The sequence below is a fragment of the Pseudomonas sp. 9.2(2024) genome, from assembly GCF_039695385.1.
Taxonomy (GTDB): Bacteria; Pseudomonadota; Gammaproteobacteria; order Pseudomonadales; family Pseudomonadaceae; genus Aquipseudomonas; species Aquipseudomonas paraglycinae.
On sequence record NZ_CP155585.1, the window covers coordinates 4,515,183 to 4,535,940 of the forward strand.

At 62.0% G+C, this 20,758-nt stretch carries 17 protein-coding genes; 2 read left to right on the top strand and 15 right to left on the bottom strand.

Going from position 1 to position 20,758, the window contains the following annotated elements; genetic code table 11:
* Positions 1-72: 72 nt before the first annotated feature.
* The 5 genes from peaD to ABFB52_RS20245 form a co-directional block, all read right to left on the bottom strand.
* Entirely contained in the window at positions 73-1,194 is a 1,122-nt protein-coding gene (gene peaD / locus ABFB52_RS20225; RefSeq protein ID WP_129973217.1) for a quinohemoprotein amine dehydrogenase subunit beta, read from the bottom strand.
* Positions 1,195-1,217: 23 nt separating this feature from the next.
* A complete protein-coding gene (gene qhpC, locus ABFB52_RS20230; protein WP_008016081.1) occupies positions 1,218-1,541 on the bottom strand; it encodes a quinohemoprotein amine dehydrogenase subunit gamma in 324 nt (107 codons plus the stop codon).
* 1 nt (position 1,542) lies between these two features.
* Positions 1,543-2,973: a quinohemoprotein amine dehydrogenase maturation protein gene (gene peaB, locus ABFB52_RS20235; protein ID WP_085608195.1), complete on the bottom strand. Its 1,431-nt coding sequence runs from the start codon at positions 2,971-2,973 to the stop codon at positions 1,543-1,545.
* A gap of 96 nt (positions 2,974-3,069) precedes the next feature.
* Positions 3,070-4,650: a quinohemoprotein amine dehydrogenase subunit alpha gene (gene peaA / locus ABFB52_RS20240; RefSeq protein WP_129973216.1), complete on the bottom strand. Its 1,581-nt coding sequence runs from the start codon at positions 4,648-4,650 to the stop codon at positions 3,070-3,072.
* Positions 4,651-5,252: 602 nt separating this feature from the next.
* Entirely contained in the window at positions 5,253-5,450 is a 198-nt protein-coding gene (locus ABFB52_RS20245) for a hypothetical protein (RefSeq protein ID WP_007953098.1), read from the bottom strand.
* 356 nt (positions 5,451-5,806) lie between these two features.
* Here ABFB52_RS20245 and ABFB52_RS20250 point away from each other — a divergent pair, with 356 nt between their 5' ends.
* Positions 5,807-7,297 carry an aldehyde dehydrogenase family protein gene (locus tag ABFB52_RS20250; RefSeq protein WP_129973215.1) on the top strand — a complete coding sequence of 497 codons (1,491 nt, stop codon included), beginning with the start codon at positions 5,807-5,809 and terminating at the stop codon, positions 7,295-7,297.
* Between the two features lie 16 nt (positions 7,298-7,313).
* Here ABFB52_RS20250 and ABFB52_RS20255 read toward each other — a convergent pair whose 3' ends face one another.
* From ABFB52_RS20255 to ABFB52_RS20285, 7 genes are all read right to left on the bottom strand, one after another.
* On the bottom strand, positions 7,314-8,609 hold the full coding sequence (locus ABFB52_RS20255; protein WP_129973214.1) for a tryptophan 7-halogenase: 1,296 nt from the start codon (positions 8,607-8,609) through the stop codon (positions 7,314-7,316).
* Entirely contained in the window at positions 8,606-9,283 is a 678-nt protein-coding gene (locus tag ABFB52_RS20260) for a S8 family serine peptidase (protein ID WP_129973213.1), read from the bottom strand. Before ABFB52_RS20260 ends, ABFB52_RS20255 begins: the two co-directional genes overlap by 4 nt.
* A complete protein-coding gene (locus ABFB52_RS20265; RefSeq protein WP_129973212.1) occupies positions 9,273-10,991 on the bottom strand; it encodes an ABC transporter ATP-binding protein in 1,719 nt (572 codons plus the stop codon). The genes ABFB52_RS20260 and ABFB52_RS20265 overlap by 11 nt, the downstream gene beginning before the upstream one ends.
* Positions 10,991-12,895 (bottom strand): sigma-54-dependent Fis family transcriptional regulator, encoded by a 1,905-nt coding sequence (locus tag ABFB52_RS20270; RefSeq protein ID WP_129973211.1) that lies wholly within the window; start codon positions 12,893-12,895, stop codon positions 10,991-10,993. The genes ABFB52_RS20265 and ABFB52_RS20270 overlap by 1 nt, the downstream gene beginning before the upstream one ends.
* 117 nt (positions 12,896-13,012) lie before the next feature.
* Entirely contained in the window at positions 13,013-14,038 is a 1,026-nt protein-coding gene (locus ABFB52_RS20275) for a histone deacetylase family protein (protein WP_129973210.1), read from the bottom strand.
* 3 nt (positions 14,039-14,041) lie between these two features.
* Entirely contained in the window at positions 14,042-15,280 is a 1,239-nt protein-coding gene (locus ABFB52_RS20280) for a Zn-dependent hydrolase (RefSeq protein WP_129973209.1), read from the bottom strand.
* A gap of 22 nt (positions 15,281-15,302) precedes the next feature.
* Positions 15,303-16,613, bottom strand: coding sequence for an MFS transporter (locus ABFB52_RS20285; RefSeq protein WP_129973208.1), 1,311 nt, complete (start codon positions 16,611-16,613; stop codon positions 15,303-15,305).
* A 163-nt stretch (positions 16,614-16,776) separates the two neighbouring features.
* Here ABFB52_RS20285 and ABFB52_RS20290 point away from each other — a divergent pair, with 163 nt between their 5' ends.
* The gene (locus ABFB52_RS20290; protein WP_129973207.1) at positions 16,777-17,712 is read left to right on the top strand and encodes a LysR family transcriptional regulator; all 936 of its coding nucleotides are present in this window, start codon (positions 16,777-16,779) and stop codon (positions 17,710-17,712) included.
* Here ABFB52_RS20290 and ABFB52_RS20295 read toward each other — a convergent pair.
* The 3 genes from ABFB52_RS20295 to ABFB52_RS20305 are packed head-to-tail and all read right to left on the bottom strand — an operon-like array spanning position 17,706 to position 20,682.
* Positions 17,706-18,635 carry a glyoxylate/hydroxypyruvate reductase A gene (locus tag ABFB52_RS20295; protein ID WP_129973206.1) on the bottom strand — a complete coding sequence of 310 codons (930 nt, stop codon included), beginning with the start codon at positions 18,633-18,635 and terminating at the stop codon, positions 17,706-17,708. The genes ABFB52_RS20290 and ABFB52_RS20295 overlap by 7 nt on opposite strands.
* Positions 18,632-19,387: a class II aldolase/adducin family protein gene (locus ABFB52_RS20300; RefSeq protein WP_129973205.1), complete on the bottom strand. Its 756-nt coding sequence runs from the start codon at positions 19,385-19,387 to the stop codon at positions 18,632-18,634. Before ABFB52_RS20300 ends, ABFB52_RS20295 begins: the two co-directional genes overlap by 4 nt.
* Positions 19,384-20,682 (bottom strand): MFS transporter, encoded by a 1,299-nt coding sequence (locus tag ABFB52_RS20305; RefSeq protein WP_129973204.1) that lies wholly within the window; start codon positions 20,680-20,682, stop codon positions 19,384-19,386. Before ABFB52_RS20305 ends, ABFB52_RS20300 begins: the two co-directional genes overlap by 4 nt.
* Positions 20,683-20,758: the final 76 nt, after the last annotated feature.

Below are 20,758 nucleotides of genomic sequence, written 5' to 3' on the forward strand. Positions count from 1 at the left end.
TCCCACATTTGAACCGCATTTCAAATGTGGGAGCGGGCTTGCTCGCGAAGGCGTCATCCCTGACGCCGCTAATTACCGAACAAAAATCTGCGCCGTAGTAATCGCCATATCCCCACCCGGCAACTTGATGCTGCCGGTCTGTTTCATGGTCTCGGCGTCAAAGATCGCCACGTCGTTGAACGTCCCGGCGAGGTAGATTTTGCTGCCGTCCTTGTTGAACGAAATGCAGTAGTAGGAATGATCCAGTGTCGCCGCCTGAATCAGCTTTTTCTGCTTGATGTCGTACTTGGCCAGACGATTGAGCACGCCGAACATCAGGTTCGGATCCTTCGGCGAGCGCATACCGCTGAAGTAGATCTCGGTCAGCGGGCCGAAATCGGTGGTTTCGGTCTTGCCGGTTTTCAGATCGACGCTGAACAAGCCGTACAGGTATTCAGCGGTGGCCGGGTCCTGCTTCTTGTCCTTGAACTTGGCGGCGGTGTACAGCAGCGAGAAATCGTGGCGGTAAGTCTGCTGGTTCCACACGTAAAGCACGTCCGGCGCGCTGTAGTTCGCTCGTTTCCAGTGACGGCTGGGGATCAGCACGTCGAACTTGCCGCTCTTCACATCGACCTTGTACACATCAGCGCCGGCCACATAGAGCGTGCCGTCATCGCCGCTCTGCATGATCGTCAACTGCCGTGGCGCCGGGAAGCTACGCACTGGCTTGGCGTCCATCCCGGCGTCGGTGGCGTAGACGTCCAGACGCGGCTGTTTGACCTCGTAGCGATCATTGAGCATCTGGGTCGGGTTGGCGATGGTGTACAGCTCCTTGCCGTCATGGCTGACGGTAAAGGCGAACATTGACCGCGCTTTCTCCCCCGGCTGCTGGGTGATGCTGGCGTGGAACACCTGCTTGCAGTTGTCCAGTTCGACACCGTAGACATCGGCATAATGGTTGTTCAACACGTACGCGGTCTTGCGATCCGGCGACAGCTGTACGGTGCCGGGGCCAAAGGCGTCAGGCATCTTGCAGGTCTTGTACAGGCTGTCGGTCGCCAGGTCGATGACGTGCAGGTTGTTCGGATAGTTAGTGGTCAACATGTACTCGTGACCGTCTTGTAGCGCGGTGTTCTCATCGGCCAGAACCGGGAGCGAACAGGCGCTCAGAACCGCGAGTGCGGCAAGGCCGCAGGCTTTGTTGAGGCTAGGCATGCTGGAATCCTTCTTCTTAGCGATCACTTGTCTTTCGGGAAGACAGTGCCGAGGTTGCGCCAGTTGTCGTTGGACGCCTGGGCATCCTTGTTCCAGTCCGGGTAGGTGCTCATCATGTCCGGCACCTGAGCCGGCCACCAGCACGGATCGGAGCAGCCGTAGAGGTCAGCCTCCATCGGCTGGCACAGCGACGACACCCCGCCGAACGCATCGATTTCCCAACCCGGGTCGGTGGTCGAGGCACAGCCGGCGACGGAGCTCATCGCCACCACTTCTTCGATGCGGTTCTCGTCCGCGGCCTGATCCAGCTTCAACGCTTTGTTATTGATTGCCTTGAGATGTTTCATATCAGTGAGCCTTGCGCGGAGTGATGTAGCTGCTGATGAACGCAGGGTTGTTGGCCATGATCCGGGTGTAGACCTCAATGCCGAAGTCGACCCAGTCACGCATCAGTTCGCAGTAGTGATAAGTCGGGTGCGCCGGATCGCCGTAGCGGGCATAACTCTCGTGGTAGCAGCCGCCGGAGCACAGGTTGCGGATCTGACAGTCATGGCAACCGGTGTTGGTGCGATCCAGGCGCTGGGACAGGAAGTCGTTCAACTCAACCTGCTTAACGCCGCTGTGGACGTTGCCAAAGGTCGGCAGCGACGAGCCGGTGAAGCGATGGCACAGGTTGAGTTCGCCCTTGTGATCGACCGCCAGCATCTTCAATCCGGCACCGCACGGCAGGGCTTTTTTGTGGCCTTCGTGGATATCGGTGATCAACTGATGCAGGTTGGAAAAACCAATGTTGCGGTGCTCCAGCGCAGCCTCCAGATAACGCCGACCGAGGCGTTTCATGCTGGCAAAGACTTCGATCAATTCGTCAGTGGTCAGGTTGAAGCTGCTGATATCGCCGGAGGTCACCGGAGCAAATCCGACCTCGGCAAACCCCAACTCGTTGAACAGGTGATCCCAAATGGTTTCAACGTCGGTGACGCCCGTGGTCAGGGTCACCCGCGCACCGACCGGACGGCTGTTGTAACGCGAAAGCAGCATTTCAGCCTTGCGCCGCACCACGTCATAGGTGCCCTGCCCGCCCACGGTGATGCGGTTGCGGTCGTGCACGGTTTTCGGTCCGTCGATGCTCACTGACAAGCCGAAGCGGTGGGCATTCAGGTAGTCCACGGTTTCTTCGGTGAGCAGCGTGGCATTGGTGGTCATCACGAACTCGACGAACTTGCCGGCCTCGGCAAACCGCTTTTCGCAGTAATCGACCATGTACTCGATCAGCTTGCGATTGCTCAGCGGCTCGCCGCCGAAAAACACCACGGTGAACCGCTCTTCGTCGGGGGACTCACGCAGCAACATTTCCACCGAAGCGATGGCGGTTTCGACGTCCATCTTCTTGCCGGCGGACGGCTTGTCGAGGTCTTCCTTGTAGCAGTAGGTGCAGCTCAGATTGCAGCCGGTGTTGACGTTGAGCACCACGGTGTTGATCGCGGTGCGCTCGACGCGTTTGACCGCGATGTCCGGGGTCAGCGGGGAGCCGTCGCTGACCAGCTCCAGCGAGATCAGCTCGCGCAGGGTCTCGTTGATTTCCTCGCCGTTGAACCGCGCACCGAGGCGCTGGATCAGATCTTCCGAGGAGCAGCCAGGGCCGCGCAAAGCATCGATGATGGTGCCGGTCAGTTCATCGCTGGCAAACAGCGAACTGCTGGGGATGTGAAACAGCATGCGGTCGGCGTCGACGTGCACTTCGTGCAGATTACGTTCGACCAGATTCAAGATAGCGCCCATTGCAAACCTCCTGTGCAAGCCCCCGCCTGAGGGGACTTGCGGTCATTCCGAAAAGTGTCTGAATCGCTGTCGCTCAGCTCAACTCACGTTTCAACATCAGGGAATGGGTGGATTGTTCCAGCGTTGCACGGTGACGATCAGGTGGCCTTCGCCGGTCAGGGACTTCCCCGCGTCGTCGACGGCGGCGATCACCTTGAGGTTGCCGGCATTGTTGGTGGACATCTTGCGTGCCGGATTCGGCCCGGCATCGCCCGGGGTGAATACGCCTGCGTCGGCCTGCATGGTGCCGGCGAACTTGACGTCTTCGTCCTCTTTGGCACGCTCGTCGAAGGCTTCAACTTTCCATTGCGCCGGGAACACGCCGATGCGATACGGCTTGCCATCGGCGCCCTTGCCCCAGGCTTCGGCATCGAAGCGGCCCTGGACTTTCGGCGTCGAACCGCCGCCCTCGCCGATCCGTGCCACCGAAAATTCCGGCACCACTTTGACCGAGGCGATCTTGCTGTACACCGACAGGCTCGGGCCTTTCAGGTTGCCGACGCTGACCGCGCGCAGGCCCGGCTGGGCATTGGTTGCGGCTTTGACCTTGACCTTGATCCGCTCGGCGTTCTGCTCGACCACTTCGACTACATCCACACCTTTGCCGAAATTCGGCTTGCCGCTCAAACCGCTGCCGATCAGGGTCACTTCGGTTTCGCTGCCGGCCTTCACGTAACCCGGCTGCACCGCCAGCAAGCGCTGGGAGCCCTGTTTGGCCGCGACAAAGTCCAGACCGCGCTCATCGTGCTCGGCCTCGAACATCCGGCCCTGCATGGCGTTGCCCTGTGCGGCGAACACCTGACGCATGGTCACACCATCGTCGGTCACGTTGCCGCGCCATTCGTAGCCGCTGTAGAGGATCGCACTGCCATCGCCGTTGAACGGGCTGCCATCGGCATACTGACCTTTGACGGCAACCTTGAAGGTGTCGCTGCCATCGGCGGTGACGCTCATGATGCCGGCCAGTTCACCTTTGCCCGGCAAGTGACCGCTGAAGCTCCAGTCACCGACCAGCGCTTCGGCCTTCGGTTTGGCTTTGACCCAGGCCTGCCACGCCGGGTTGTCCAGCGGATAACGTTTGGCCAGCAGCGGGACCATTTCCTTGCGGGCGATATCGAACCAGTCGCGATCGCGAGCCAGCGCCTGATACTCCAGCGACGGCCATTGGCCGAGGTGGAAATTCACCAGGCGTTCCCATTCCTGAGCCGGACGCCGTTGCAGGGCGATCCGCGCACCGGAGTGGCAGCGGCCGCACATCTGCGCGGTTTTCTCGTCGAACTGCTCGACGGTGTTCAACCGGCGCTCCAGCGCATAACGCACGCCATCGGTTTCGCTGGGCGCCAGGCCCTGGGTATCGGCCAGGTATTTGACCAGTGTGCGGCGGTCTTCATCGCTGATCTGCAGACCGTGCATGGTCTGCATGCGGGCAATGCTCATCAGCCAGCCTTCCGGAGTCTTGCGCTGGTGGCTGATGCGGCTCAGCTGGTCGCCGGCTTCAGGGGTGTGACAGCCCTGGCAGGTTTCCTTGAGGATGGTCTGGGCGTCGCGGGCTGCCAGGCTGTGGGGCGAATGCAGGGCCACGCAAGCGGCCACGGCCAGCAGGCTGGCGCTCATGCCTGATCGGAGTTTTCTCTTCATCAACGTCGAACCTCGCACGGTGCTTTCTTATTTTTGTGGCTTATCGTTTTTATGGTTTCTGCCGTTCGCGGCGATGCACGAACGGAGGCAAGCGAAACGTCTGAGGTGAGCAATACACGGAGCGTGCCAGCTTGCCGATAAGCTTTTCAATCAAGCAGTTACGTGAAGATCAAGGCGAAGTGGCGGTGCCGCCGGTGCTTGCCGGCGTCCAATTTCGCGACAGCTGTTGCAGTCTGAGACAAGCATAGTTGTTGCGGCGTCAGCGACATTGCGTCACGCGACAGATGACCCGGAGCTGACAGTATCCCCCATGAAAACCTCCAGAAGAGTGACGCCTGCCGAACCCGCACGAAAACAAGCCCCGCCAATGACGGGGCTCTTGGATTGGTTGTTTACCCGCGCCTAGCGAACAGAGTTGTCCGGGTAAACCTTGTAACGCCCACAATGGTTGCAAACCATCGAGCATTCACAGTGGGCGCCGGCCTTGGCTGCCAATGCCGCGGAATCACGCTGGGCCGCTTGAATTCGACGATCCCGGTGATACGCGTACATGAGCAGCATACTGACGCCCATACACCACAGCCCCACAATTAAAGCCGCCATCATTTTCCCTCCATCATGGCAACACCGAATGAGGTAACGATTACGAAAAAACTGGTTGAAGCCATCCACGCACCTGCCCGAATCGTATCGACATCGGTCAAGTCGCCGATCAATAGCGCCGCAATCCCTGTCACCAGAAATCCAGTCCCTACGCCCATCGTAAAATTGGTTAGCCATCGAATGGTTAAGTTGTTCATCGACATCCCTGTGAAGACACTGACCCGCCAAATCCATGGCAGGAAAACCCTATACACCAAGCAACTTAGCTCGTACCTCATGCCTCCACCAGTCGGTAAAAACTGTCAGACGCGCGACTTTTCCTACACCTGAAACGGCCCGATTTCGCCAAGGCTCCGTGACAGCTGGATTGGCTTTGTAGGACGCGTATCTTGCTTCTCAACGGGTGTCGCGTTTTGAGACAAATTCACCCTCATTGCAACTCAAACTCTTCCTCCTTTCGCCCGTGCAACCGGGCTGTGCGCCACCTTCGAGCATTTGGCACAACCATTGCGAAAGCCCCTCTCGATCCCATCGAACAACAAGAGGTTTCGCCATGCCCCTGCCCTATCTGCTCCCTGCCACCTCGGCCTTTATCCAGCGCCCGCCACGCATGCTGATCGGCGGCGACTGGGTCGAAGCCACCGACGGCCAGACCATGCCGCTGCACAACCCGGCCACCGGTGAAGTGCTGTGCGTGGTACCGCGCGCCACGCCGGAAGATGTCGATCGCGCGGTGCTCGCCGCCCGGCAAGCCTTCGATGATTCAGCCTGGAGCCGCACCCGTCCGCGCGAGCGGCAGAACCTGCTGTGGAAACTCGCTGACCTGATGCAGCGCGACGCCGAGCTGCTGGCGCAACTGGAATGCCTGAACAACGGCAAGAGCGCGGCGGTGGCGCAGGTGATGGACGTGCAACTGGCCATCGACTTCCTGCGCTACATGGCCGGTTGGGCGACCAAGATCGAAGGTTCCAGCGTCGACGTCTCGTTGCCGCTGATGCCCGGCGATCAGTTCCACAGTTTCATTCGTCGCGAAGCGGTGGGCGTGGTCGGCGCCATCGTCGCCTGGAACTTCCCGTTGCTGCTGGCCTGCTGGAAGCTCGGCCCGGCACTGGCCACCGGTTGCACCGTGGTGCTCAAGCCTGCCGACGAAACCCCGCTGACCGCGCTGAAACTGGCGGAGCTGGTGCTGGAGGCGGGTTACCCGGAAGGCGTGTTCAACGTAGTCACCGGCACCGGGATCACGGCCGGTTCCGCGCTGACTCACAACCCGCAGGTCGACAAGCTGACCTTCACCGGCTCCACCGCCGTCGGCAAGCAAATCGGCAAGATCGCCATGGACTCGATGACCCGGGTCACCCTGGAACTGGGCGGCAAATCACCGACCATCGTCATGGCCGACGCCGACCTGAAAACCGCCGCGGCGGGTGCGGCCAGTGCGATTTTCTTCAACCAGGGCCAGGTCTGCTGCGCCGGTTCGCGCCTGTATGTGCAGCGCAAGCATTTCGACAATGTGGTGGCCGATATCAGCGACATCGCCAATGCGATGAAGCTCGGCAACGGCCTCGACCCAAGCATCGATATGGGCCCGCTGATTTCCGCGCGTCAGCAGGAGCGGGTCTACAACTATATCGAAATGGGCCGGGAAAGCGGGGCGACCATCGCCTGCGGTGGCGAGCAGTTCGGGCCGGGGTTCTTCGTCAAGCCGACGGTGATTGTCGATGTCGATCAGCGGCATTCGCTGGTGCAGGAAGAGATCTTCGGGCCGGTGCTGGTGGCGATTCCGTTCGATGACGAGGCCGATGCGCTGCGCATGGCCAATGACAGCCCTTACGGATTGGGCGCGAGCATCTGGTCGAACGACCTGGCGGCGGTGCACCGGATGATTCCGCGGATCAAATCGGGATCGGTGTGGGTCAACTGCCACAGCGCGCTGGATCCGGCGCTGCCGTTTGGCGGTTACAAAATGTCCGGGATCGGGCGCGAGATGGGGTATGCGGCGATCGAGCATTACACCGAACTGAAGTCGGTGTTGATCAAGTTGTAATGACTGCGCTCACGGCTCAGGGTTTGAAACCCTGGGCCAACAGCCACCCGCGAACGTCTCGCCCCTGCTCAAGCGTCAATCCCGCCAACACCTGATCCGCCGGTTCATCGCGCAAGCGCCGCACCAGCGGAGCCAGCTCGACACCTTGCACATGCCAGATCCCCAGCGGTTGATCCGCCGTGATCACCACCTCGGCTTCATCGACAAACCCGTCACGCAACACCGGCATTCGTTCGATCCGCAACGCGGAAAAATCCACCGCAGCATGGGCCACTTCAGCGTCCGGCCACTGTCGCCGCGCCTGCCAGAACGGCCGATCGAGCCAGCGCCGTTCATCGGCATAAAAGTCCCGACCGATCCGCGCAAAGCGCAGGAACAACTGCTCCACACGTTGCCGGTGAAAACGTTGCGCCAGCGCCGCCCGCTCAGGTTTACGCAACAGCGTGTTGATCACCACCGGCGCCTGCAACGCCGAGGACAGCGACTGAAAGATCCCGTTGCCCGACAGCGGGTCCACTGCCATCGCTGCATCGCCGACACGAATCCAGTTTTCGCCACAGACCTTCGGGGCAAGGATCGCGGTGCTGCTGCGAGCGTGCAGTTGCAACTCCAATTCCTGCCCGCCGGCGAAGAAGGATTGAGTAAAATCCGAGGCCAGACGTCGCGCGCGGCAGTAATCGAGCAACTGCGCCTTGCCCGGCAATTGGGCGCTGGCCACATCCACTGTCCACTGCCAATAACACTGACCATCGTCCCGTCGAGCCATCCACGCCCAACCGTCCTCGAGGCTTTCCACGGCACTGGCAGTCACACCCGGCGTGCCTTGCCAGCGATTGAGCAGGCTGACCGTCTCCGGCCCGCGCAGACCTTTGCCCGACGCTGGCGCCTGTCGCCCACGGGCTTCCACCAGAAAATCTGCCGTCAGCCTCTGCCCGCCATCAAGTTCTACCTGATGGCCGTCGGCCGAGGACTGAACATTCAAAATCCGCCCTTCAATCACCTCAACTCCGGCCACCCGCAGATCTTCCCGCAAACCGCGATCAAAGGTAGGGCGATCCAGCAGAAACTCGATGTTCTGCGCATGCTGCTGACCGTTCCACGAAACCTGCCTTTGGGACGGCAACGTGGCGTTCGTCAAAGCATGATTCAACCCGGCACCGCGCAACGCCTCCAGCACCCGTTGCGAGACGCCTTCGAGCGCCGCAAACCGCCGCCATTCGCTGACCAGCGTCACGGGGTAACCCAGTCGTCGCAGCCCCAATGCAACCACTGCACCGGCCGGACCGGCACCGAGAATCAGGCTCGCAGTCATGGGCCGAAACGCCGTTCAGGACCACGATAACGAGCGTGCTGTTTCAGCCAGTCGATAACTTCGGCATTGCTCGCCTGCGGATGCTCCAGCAGATAACCGGCAATATGCCCGCTCAACGCTGCACACCCCAGACTGGCCCCGGACTGCCCCGGATAAGTGCCACGAACACACGCGGCAAAATCCGCCTGCGCACTATCGAGCCATGACCATTGCTCATCGGTGCAACGGGCATCGCCGGTCACCCGCAGCACCTGCGGATAACTCGCCGGAAACACCGCCGCGCCCTGTGCCGGGCTCGACGCACACAGCAACACTCCACGGGCCACCGCCGCCGCGCAGGCTTCGCGCAACAGGCTGCGATCCTGGCGCAGGCCCAGGCTCAGATTGATCAGCCGCACGTCCTGCGCCACCAGCCAGTCGATGGCCGAGGCGATCTGCAATGCACTGGTAACGCCGCGCTGATCGAATACCTGCGCCACGCAAATCTGTGCGGCGGGTGCCCGACGACTGATCGCTTCGATCACCGCGCTGCCATGCCCGAGGGGATCGTCGCGCAAATCGGATTCAGCCAGACCATCCTCCAGCAACGAGAATCGCCGCCCGGCAATCACCTGCACCCGTTGCGCTGCGGAGTGTCCGCTGTCGACCACACCAATCCGCAACTCAGGCTTCATGCAGCACCGTTTTCGAAATCAGCACACCGTCGAGCAATTCGAAACGCAGATCGGCATCGGCCAGAGTCGACGGACGATGGCTGATGAGGATCCGTGTGCGCCCGGCAAACAAGCGGTCGATGGCCTCGATCACCTCGCGCTCGGTAGTTTCGTCGACGGCCGATGTAGCCTCGTCGAGCACCAGAATCAGCGGATCCTGCAACAGCGCCCGGGCAATCGCGATCCGCTGTTTCTGTCCGCCGGACAACTGCTGACCGCGCTCGCCCAATGGGCTGTCGAGACCTTCGGGTAACGACACGATCAGGCTGTCAAGTTGCGCCAGCCGCGCGACTTCGGCGATGGCTTCGCGGCTGGCGTCCGGCACCGCGTAAGCCAGGTTGTCGGCGAGACTGCCGCGAAACAGCACGATGTCCTGACTGACCACGGCGATCCGTCGGCGCAACTCGAACAGTTCCAGTTCGCGCAAATCCACTTCGCCGAGCAGCACCCGCCCGGACTGCGGATCGTGATGCCGTTGCAGCAGGTCGATCAGCGTCGATTTGCCAACGCCGGAGCCGCCGCTCAAGGCGACTTTCAAACCGTAGGGAATCGTCGCCTCGATGCCGCTCAACGTGCTCGGACGACCCGGATGGCTGAAGTGCACCGCGTCGAAACGCAGCTCGCCCGAAGTGGGAAACGGTTTCGGCGTGATCGGTGAAAACACCGTGGGTTCTTCGCCACGCAACTCCATGACCCGACCGAGGCTGACGGTCATGCGCTGGATCGCCACGTACAAACCCAACAGGCTTTGCACCGGCCCGACCGCCATCCCCAAATAGGTGGAAAACGCGATCAGCGCACCGAGTTGCCAGGTGCCCTGCACCACCCAATAACCGCCGATCAAAAACGCACAGGCGCGGGACAGCGAGGTCAATGTGCCGGGCACGGCCTGGGTAAAAAACTCGGTGACTTGCAGGCGCAGTAACTGGTTCATGTAGCCTTGCCCGAGGCTTTCCAGACGCCGCGCTTCACGCTGTTGCTGGCCGGCGGACTGGATGAATTTCATCACCGGCAAGGTCTCGACCATGAACGACGACATGTCCGCCGAACGCTCGCGCAACTGCCGCACATTGCGCTCGACCTTGCGCCGCATCCAGCGCAGCCACAGCACATCGAGCGGGATCAGCACCAGCGCCAGCAACGAGAGTTTCCAAGACAGCGTGAACAACATTTCGATCGCCACCACCAGGCCGATCACGCTCGATACCGCCGAGAACAACGAGTCCACGGCGAAGCGCTGAATCTCCGCCACATCGCCGTCGAGCCGCGACATCAGATCGCCGATCCGCCGCTGGCCGTAGAAGCTCGGCGAGAGCTTCTGCAAATGCCGGTAAAGGTCATCGCGCAGGGCAAACAGAATCCGCCCGGAAAGGCGCGTGTGCAGATAGCGGTTGATCCCCGACAACGCCGTGCCGAGCAGTCCCGCGATGATCATCAACACCGCGATCAGTACCAGCATCGGAAAGTTGCGCGCCAGCAAGCCGTCGTCGATCAGCAGTTTGATCAGCCACGGCTGCACCAGCACCAGCAGCGACGCGCACACCGACAGACCGAGCAGGCCGGCAATCGCCAACCGCTGCGGCCGCACGAAACCGTACAGCCAGCGCAACGCCGCTTGCAGCGCGGCGGGATTCTGGCTGTCGATCAGCCGCACGAACAGGCGCTGCATCACGAGCGCAACTGTTTGAGTTTGCGGTACAGAGTCGCGCGGCTGATGCCGAGGGCGTCGGCGGCGGCCGAAACGTTGCCCTGATGGGTGTCGAGGGACTGGCGGATCATCTCCAGTTCGTTCTCGCGAATGCTGCCGGTCTGGGGTTTCTCGGTGACGGACAGTTCGTCGAGCATGCTGTCGGGCAGGTGATCGAGGGTCAGCACCGTTTCACCGGGTTCGCGCATGGCCAGCGCGGTTCGCAGCACCATTTCCAGTTGGCGGATGTTGCCCGGCCAGTGATAGGCGCCAAGCAGGCGATTGAGGTCGTCGTGCAGCACCGCGTTCGGTGCGTCGAGTTTGCCCAGCAGCCGAGTGACCAGCGCGCTGAAATCATCGCGCTCGCGCAGGGCCGGGAGCATCACGCTGATGCCGTTGACCCGGTAGAACAGGTCCTCGCGAAATTGCTTGTCTTCGACCTGACGCTTGAGGTCGCGGTGGGTGGCGCAGATCAGCGCGACGTCGATGTCCTGCTCTTCCCCGGCACCCAGCGGCGCGACCTTACGATCCTGCAAAACGCGCAGCAAACGCGCCTGCAAGGCCAGCGGCATGTCGCCGATTTCATCGAGGAACAAGGTGCCGCCGTGGGCCTGTTGCAGGCGCCCGATCATGCCGCCCCGGCGCGATCCGGTGAATGCGCCTTCGCGGTAGCCGAACAGTTCCGACTCGATCAGGCCTTCGGGAATTGCCGCGCAGTTCACGGCCACGAACGGTTTGTCGCTGCGGCTGCCGGCCAGGTGCAGGGCACGGGCGATCACTTCTTTACCGGTGCCGGTTTCGCCGAGCAACAGCACCGGCAATTCATTGGCCAGACCTTGGCGAGCCATGCGCAGGGCTCGGGCGTAGCGAGCGTTGTTGCCGGCCAGTGCTTCCAGATCCGGCTGTGCCTTGGCGGTTTTCGCCACGCTGCGCGGCGGGCCGCCGAGGTTGACCGAACGCGCCGGGGCTCGCAGGGTCTTGTAGAAAAATTCACCCTTGGCGGTCTGCACACTGCCGACGCCGCCCTGTTGCAGGCGAGTCAGTAGTTGCACGCCATCGACCCCGAGGAATTCTTCGCAACGCCGCCCGACCAGCGCCGAACGTTCGGCCCGCAGCAACTGACAGGCCTGGGCGCTGACCGCCAGAATCTGCCCGCCGAGACTGACCGCGAGCAGGCCTTGCCATGGCGATTCGAGATACTGGCGGCGACTGTGGAAGGCGAGGACGATTTGATCGGGAAAGCTGTTGTTGAACACCCGGCTCTCGATCTGGCTGACCGCCATGCTCAGCAGCGCGGTGCTGTCGTGGACGCGGCCGAGCGGGCCTTCGCGGGTCAGGTCGAGGACGCCAAGAATTTCGCCCTGAGGGCAATGAATCGGCACCGAGGTGCAGGAAAAATCGGTGAGGCGGTCGAGGTAGTGTTCGCCGCAATCAATAAGGGTGGGCCGCGCTTCGACCAACGCCGTGCCGAGGGCGTTGGTACCACGAGCGGCTTCGCTCCAGCAGGCGCCGAGGGTGATGTCCTGCAGACCGCTGCCCTTGAGCCGGTCGGCACGTCCCTCGACCGCAAGGATGGTGGCGTCGGAATTGGCGAGGATGATCAGGCCTTCCTTGCCCTGACGTTCGGCCAGGTAATCGATAGCCGGTATCGCCGCATCGATCAGCAGGCGATTGCTCGCCAGCAACACATCGAGACTGGCGCTCGACTCCAGCGCCAACTCATGTTTGCCATTGAAATGCACGCCGTGGCTCAGGCTGCGCCGCCACGAAGCATCGATCTCCGCACGCAACACGCCATCCGGGATCTGCCCTTCGAGATGGAGTTTTTCCCGGGCCAGCCGGGCTTCGTGGTGAGACTTGGGATCGGTTGTTTTTATAAGAGTCATCAAGCGCTCCGGAGCGGTCCGCTTTGCGCTTTTTTACATCAGCGCCCTGACGCCAATGTTTACGTTAACGTCAGGGCGATGGCAAGCACCACAGGGCGCTTCGTCAGGTGGATTGCCTCAGTGCTGCCACACCTCGCCATTCACGAAAAACGCCCGGGCGTTGTCTTCGAGACTTTCCAGGTGATAACCGCCCTCCTGCACGATCAGGCATGGCAGGCCCAGGCTGCGGATCCGCTCGCCCAGCACCGCAAAGCCTTCACGGGTCACGGCAACTTTGCTTTGCGGATCCAGCTCATAGATATCGAAGCCCAACGACAGCACCAGCACCTCGGCGCCGAACTCGCGCACGGCAGCCAAAGCGACTTCCAGTTGCCCAAGGAAATCCGCTTCGCTTGAACCATGGGCCATCGGCAGATTGAGGTTGAAGCCCTCCCCCGCGCCGCTGCCGCGCTCGTCAGCAAACCCGGCGACGCCCGGATAGAAGTTGGTCGGATCGCCATGCACCGAGACGTAGAGCACGTCATCGCGGTCGTAGAAAATCTCCTGGATGCCCTGACCGTGGTGCATGTCGGTGTCGAGCACCGCGACTTTATCGAACTTATCGCGCAGCACCTGCGCCGCCACCGCCGCGTTGTTCACATAGCAGAAACCGCCCGCCGCTTCGGCCCGGGCATGATGCCCCGGCGGACGGCACAAGGCGTAGGCCGCCGGCTCACCGTCGATCAGTGCCTGAGCGCCAGCCACTGCGCTTTGCGCCGACCAGTAGGCCGAGCGCCAGGTCTGCTCGCCCACCGGGCAACTGCCGTCCGCCAGATAGCGCGCCGCCTGGGCGAGGATGCCGCGCAATGCATTGGGTTCGCGGACGAAGATGTTCGACATGACTTCATCGCCCCAGTCTTCGGGGATTTCTTTCCAGCGTGCGTGCGCTTCCTGAAGAAAGGTCAGATACGGCGCGCCATGCACCGCCAGCAACGGTGCGAGGCCGGCATCGGCGGGTTGCTCGACACTGAAGCCCAAGCCATGGGCGGCTTGCACCAGACGTTGCGCACGCTCGGGCACTTCCTGCGGCGTACGCATCTGCCCGCGCGAGTAATAGCTGCGTGGATGGTGGAGCAATTGTTCGGGGTGGAAAAAACTGCGCATGGTTCAGGTTCCCTGTTCGATTCGACCGGCGCGGGCCAGCACGGCGTTGAGCAATACATCGGTGCCCTGCTTCACGTCTTCGGGCAACACGTCTTCGGCTTCGTTGTGGCTCAGGCCGCCAACGCACGGGATGAACACCATCGCCGTCGGGCAGTAACGCGCGAGGTGAATCGCGTCATGGCCGGCGCCGCTGACAATCGACTGCTGAGCGTAGCCCAGCGCATCCACCGCCTCTTGCACGGCCGCCACACATTCGGCGTCGAACGGCGTGGCCGGGCTGATCCAGTGCGGGGTGATCGTCAGGTTCAGGCCTCGGCCGTCGGCGATCGCCTGCAAGCGGGCGCGGACCTGTTGTTCCATGGCGGCAATGGCGTCGTCGCGGTGATGACGCAGATCGACGGTGAAATTCACCAGCCCCGGAATGGTGTTGCGCGAGGATTTGTTGATGCTCAACTCGCCGACGGTGGTCAGGCCTTCGGGGGCAAAATCCGTGGCCAGGCCTTCAATCGCCTGAATCATCCGCGCCACACCGTACAGCGCATCTTTGCGCAGCGGCATCGGCGTGGTGCCGGCGTGGGCGGCCATGCCTTCCACGCGCACGTCGAGCCAGCGGATCGCCTGACCGCCCGTGACCACGCCGATGCTTTTGGCGTTGTCTTCAAGGATCGGGCCTTGCTCGATGTGCGCTTCAAAATACGCATCCACCGCGCCGCCCAACGGGCGATCACCGGCGTAACCGGTACGCTGCAAAGCTTCTGCGACGCTGATGCCATCGACATCACGCACCGCCAGAGCGGCGTTCAGCTCCATGATCCCGGTGAACACCGCCGAGCCGAACATGGCCGGGGTGAAGCGTGCGCCTTCTTCGTTGGTCCACACCGCCACTTCCAGCGGTTTGCGGGTCTGGATGTTCAGATCGTTGAGGCAACGCACCACTTCCAGCCCGGCGAGCACACCGTAGACGCCATCGAAACGCCCGCCTTCGGGCTGGGTGTCAAGGTGGCTGCCCATCATCACTGGCGCGGCGTCCGGATCGGTGCCGGCGCGACGGGCGAACAGGTTGCCGATGGCGTCCACGCTCAGGGTCATGCCGGCTTCGCGGCACCAGTGGGCGAACAGTTCGCGACCGGCCTTGTCTTCGTCGCTCAATGCCAGACGGCAGCTGCCGCCCCGGGCTGTCGCACCGATTTCGGCCATGGCCATCAGGCTCGCCCACAGGCGTTCGCCATTGATTTTCAACATGAGGTTCTCCTGAAATTCCGGGTTAGGCACGGGCCATTTCCGCGCGATGGGCGCTGGCGTGACGACGGGCGAGGGACAGCACGCAGATCAGCGAAATGCCGGCGATCAGGCTGTAGAACACCGCCATCGGCCACCATTGCCCGGTGAATTTGTGCGCCAGCATCGTGCCGATCAGCGGCGTCAGCCCACCGGCCACCGCACCGCAAATCTGATAGGCCAGCGAGATCGCGGTGTAGCGCACGCGGGTCTCGAACATGCCGCTGACGTACCCGGCAATCACCGCGTAGAACGAGGCCATGCACACCACCGCCAGCGCGATGCCGAGGATGATCAGCGGCGCCTGGGCCGAACTGACCAACACGAACATCGGGTACGGCGAGACCATCGCCAGCAGCGACACCAGACACAGGAAACGCGTCGCGCCGATCTTCTCCGCCGTCCACGCGGCCAGCGGCTGAATGCAGAACTGGATGATCGCGACGAAGAACAGGCATTCGAGAATCAGCGAACGCGGCAGTGCCAGTTGCTGAGTGGTGTAGGCGATCATGAAGGTGTTGGTGAAATACACCCCGGCGATGCCCAGCGTGTTGGCACCGATGCACAGCAACAGCGGACGCCACGCGGTGCGCAGGACTTCCATCACCGGCGCCTGTTCTTTCTTGATCTGCTTGCTGGCCTGCTCGCGGCTGGCGAGGAATTCCGGTGACTCGTTCACGCCCAGACGAATCGCCAGGCCCACCAGCAGCAACAGCGCACTGGCGAGGAACGGCAGACGCCAGCCCCAACTCATCAGGTCTTCTTCCGGCAAACGGGTGACCGCACTGAACGCCAGCAGCGACAAAATCAAACCCGCCGGGCTGCCCAGTTGCGCGAACGAAGCGAAGAAATTGCGCCGGCCCTTCGGCGCATGCTCGCCGGCCATCAACACCGCCCCACCCCACTCGCCACCCACGGCGATGCCCTGGACGATGCGCAACAGAATCAGCAGCACCGGTGCGGTTGCGCCGATCTGCGCGTAGGTCGGCAACAGACCGATGCACACCGTGACCACGCCCATCATCAACAGCGTGATGATCAGCGATTTCTTGCGGCCGATGCGGTCACCGATATGACCGAAAATGATCCCGCCCAACGGCCGGGCAAAGAAGCCCACCGCGAAGGTGCCGAATGCGGCCATGGTGCTGAACAGCGGATCGTCGGAGGGAAAGAACAGCGCGCCGAACACCAGCGCGGCGGCGGTGGCGTAGATGTAAAAGTCGTACCACTCGATCATGGTGCCGATGAAGGCTGCGGCCGCCGCACGGCGCGGCTGGTTCGAAGCGTGGGGCTTCATGGGGTCGGGCTCCTTTGATTGTTTTTTTGGCAGGAGGAAAACGCTAAATCCGAGGCGCTCTGGCGGCGCCTGTCGTGGGGTGATTTATCGTCCCGGGGCTATGATTAGTCAATTTTCTATTTATTATTCCGATTATTACCTCATCTTATAATCGAGAGTCGCCATGGCCGAACGTGATGTGCAACGCCTGCTCAACGACCGCCTCGACTGGAACCTTTTGCGCACCTTCCGGGTGATCGGCCAGGAGCTGAGCATCAGCCGCGCCGCCGCGCGTCTGCACCTGACTCAACCGGCGGTGAGCCAGGCGCTCAAGCGTCTGGAGGAGCAATTGGGTCGCCAGTTGATTGCCCGACGCGGCCCGCGCTTTGCCCTTACCGAAGTCGGCGAGCAGATCTTCGAACTGGCCGGCGAGATCTACGGGCAGATGTCTCAGGTCAGCAGCCTGCTGGAGCAACCGGCCGACGAAGTGATCGGCAAAGTGCGACTGCTGATCATCAGCCGGATCTTTTCCGATCGCTTCGATGACTTCCTCGCCGACTTCCATAGGCTGTATCCACGAGTCGATCTGGAGGTCGACGTGATGCGCAGTTCGGACATCGTCAGCGCCCTCCAGGAGAAAACCGCGACCCTTGGCCTGAGCCTCAATCGCCGCCCGCAACCGCGTCTGGAACAGCGTCTGTTTCTGCGTCAGCGCTATGCGTTTTTCTGTGGCAAGCACCATGCACTGTTTGGCCGGCAGGACGTTGGTGAAGGCGACTTGCAGCGGGAGAACTTCGTCAGTTTCACCAGTGACCAGATTGGCGGAATGCTCTCGCCGCTGACGATTTTTCGCGATCAACAGGGCTTCAGCGGACGCATCGTCGCGTCATCGCCGAGCCTGGAAGAAGTGCGGCGACTGGTGATCGCCGGGTTCGGCATCGGCTGTTTGCCGGAGCACGTGGTGGCGGCGGACGTCGACGCCGGATTGCTCTGGCGCCTGCCGCCCCACGAGGGGATTGCCGATGTCGACATTCATCTGTTGTGGAACCGCGAGCAGCGCATGAGCCGCGCCGAGACGCTGTTCATCGAACGCTTGCAGGCCTGTCTGGCGGATCAGTAACCGAGCAGTCGATCCGCGCTGTTGAGCAAAGGCTCACCGGCATTCAATCGGCGGAAATTTTCGGCGATCTGTTCGGCGATGCAATCGTGGGAAGCCGCCGAAGCCATGTGCGGGGTGATGGTCACGCCCGGGGTTTTCCACAGCGAATGATCGGCGGGGAGCGGTTCCTGTTCGAAGACATCGAGCAGCGCCCCGCGCAATCTTCCACGGGCCAGCGCCTGTTGCAGATCCTCGATGTTCAGGTGACCGCCGCGCCCGACGTTGACCAGTGCCGCACCGTTAGCCAGCCGTTCGAAGGTCTGGCGATTGAGGATGCCGCGAGTCTCGTGGGTGAGCGGCAACAGGTTGATCAGCAACTCGACGCCGTCGAGGAACGGGTTGAAAGCTTCGCAACCGGCGAAGGTCTGCACGCCGGGTAAATCCTTGCTGCTGCGCGCCCAACCCCGCACGTCGTAACCAGAGTTGGCCAGGTCTTGGGCAATCGAGCTGCCGAGCGAGCCGAGCCCCATCACACCGATACGAAACTCATGGGCCGGGCGTTGCAGCGGTCGCTCCCAATGCTGTTGGCGCTGTTGCTCGAGCACTTGATCGAAGCCGCGATGATAGTGAATCACCGCCCAACGCACATACTCGGTCATGCCTTGGCGATGACCGGGATCGACCACGCGGCACACCGGCAGATCCGGGCACGAGGGATCGTGTTCAAGATGATCGATACCGGCAGCGACCGAGTGAATCACTTGTAGATTGGGCAACGCGGCGAGGCTGTCCGGCAGCGGAAACCAGCACGCTGCGATCTGCGCATTCACTGCCCGGGGATCGTCGGCCAGCACCGCCGAAAGCTGCGGCGCGCGGCGGGCAAAGGCTTCCTGCAATTGTTTGAGCAACAGCGTGTCGCGGGACATCAGTGCAACGGTGTTCATGACAGATAGGACTCGCGCTGGGATTCGATCAGGGTCAGTGCGGCCTCCCAGGCCAGGTCGATGATGTTGTCCTGCTCATCACGGTCGAACTGCTCGGCGGTGTGGGCGCAGACTTCCGGCGACGGGAAATGCAGCTCGCAACCGCCGGCCAGCGCCTGCACTTGGGCCTGGCAGGCACGCTCCAGAAAGTGGATTTCCTGGAATGCCTGAGCCACGCTTGAACCACCGACCAGCAGGCCGTGATTGCGCAGGATCATCGCCCGGTGTGGACCGAGGTCGGCGATCAACCGATCGCGCTCGTCCAGCGACAAGGCGATGCCTTCGTAGGTGTGGTAAGCGAGTTTTCCGTAGAACTTCAGCGCGTGCTGACTGATCGGCAGCAGGCCTTGTTTCTGTGCAGCGACGGCCATGCCGGCAGCGGTGTGGGTATGGATCACGCAGTTCAGATCCGGGCGTGCCATGTGGATCGCCGAGTGGATCACGAAGCCGGCGGCGTTGACCCGATGCCCGGCGTATTCCGGGTCGACGATGCGCCCGTCCTGATCGATGCGCACCAGATCGGAGGCGCGCATGCGGTCGAAGAGCACGCCATAGCGGTTGATCAGGAAATGATGCTCAGGCCCCGGAATCCGCAGGGTGATGTGGGTGTCGATCAGGTCGGTCATGCGAAAGTGCGCGATCAAGCGGTACAGCGCGGCGAGGTCGCAACGGGCTTGCCATTCGATCGGATCAATGTGGGCGGGCTTACTCACGAGTACACCTCTTTGTTGGTATGAAGGACGACCGGGTTGGCCCGCAGACGCGCGAGGCCACAGACACCGATCAGCGACAGGGCCGACAGCAGCGTGAAGAACACCGCCAATGGCAGCCACTGTCCGGAAAACTTGCTGGCCAACAGCGTGCCGATCAGCGGCGTGGTGCCGCCGGCCAATGCGCAGCTCAGTTGGTAAGCGATGGAAATGCCCGAGTAACGCAGGTGCACCGGGAAGGCCTGGGTCATGTACCCGGCGATCACCGCATATAAGGCCGAGAGAATCACCACCGCGACGGCGATGCCGAGGGTCATCAACAGAATGTTTTGAGTGCCGACCAGCAGGAACATCGGGTACGGCGTGACCATGCACAGCAACGCCACCAGCATCAGGAATCGCCCTTCGCCAATGCGTTCGGCGAGCAATGCCGATACCGGTTGCGATAGCAGTTGAATGACGGTCACCAGAAACAGGCAGTCGAGAATGGTCGAACGCGGGATGCCCTGATATTGGGTGACGTAGGTGATCATGAAGGTGTTGGTGAAGAAGAATCCGGCCGAACCGATGGTGACGGCGGCGGCAAACAGGATCTGCCGCCAGCACTGACGGATCACGTCTTTCACCGGGTACTTCGCTGTCTCGTTGTTGTCCTTGGCCTTGGCGAATTCCGGCGATTCATGCACACCGGAGCGGATCATCAGACCGACCATCATCAGCACTCCGCTGGCGAGGAACGGCAGACGCCAGCCCCAGGCAAGGAAGTCTTCCGGTGACAGCGACGTCACCAGGCGGAACGCGATCAACGCCAGCAGCAAACCCGCCGGGCTGCCGAGCTGGGCGAACGAGGCGTAGAAGGTCTTGCGCTTGGCCGGCGCGTGCTCACTGGCCATCAACACTGCCCCGCCCCACTCGCCGCCGACGGAGATGCCCTGGATCAGGCGCAACACGATCAACCCGATCGGCGCCCAGATGCCGACGCTGGCATAGCTTGGCAACAGACCGATACCCGCCGTGGCCAGGCCCATCAGCGCCATGGTCACCAGCAGCATTTTCTTGCGGCCGAGACGATCACCCAAATGGCCGAACACCATGCCGGCCATCGGGCGGGCGATGAAGCCGACGGCGAAACTGCCGAACGCGGCGAGCGTGCTGGTCACCGGGTCACTGCTGGGAAAGAACACCTGCCCGAGCACCAGTGCAGCAGCGGTGGCGTAGATGTAGAAATCGTAGAACTCGATGGTCGTGCCAATGAAGGCAGCGGCCGCGGCGCGACGCGGCTGAGCGGTGGTATGCATGCAAGAACCCTGTGTATTTATAGTTTTGGGCAGGTGTCGAGGCGGCTGACGGTCGCGCTCTGTGGCGCTTGTGGGC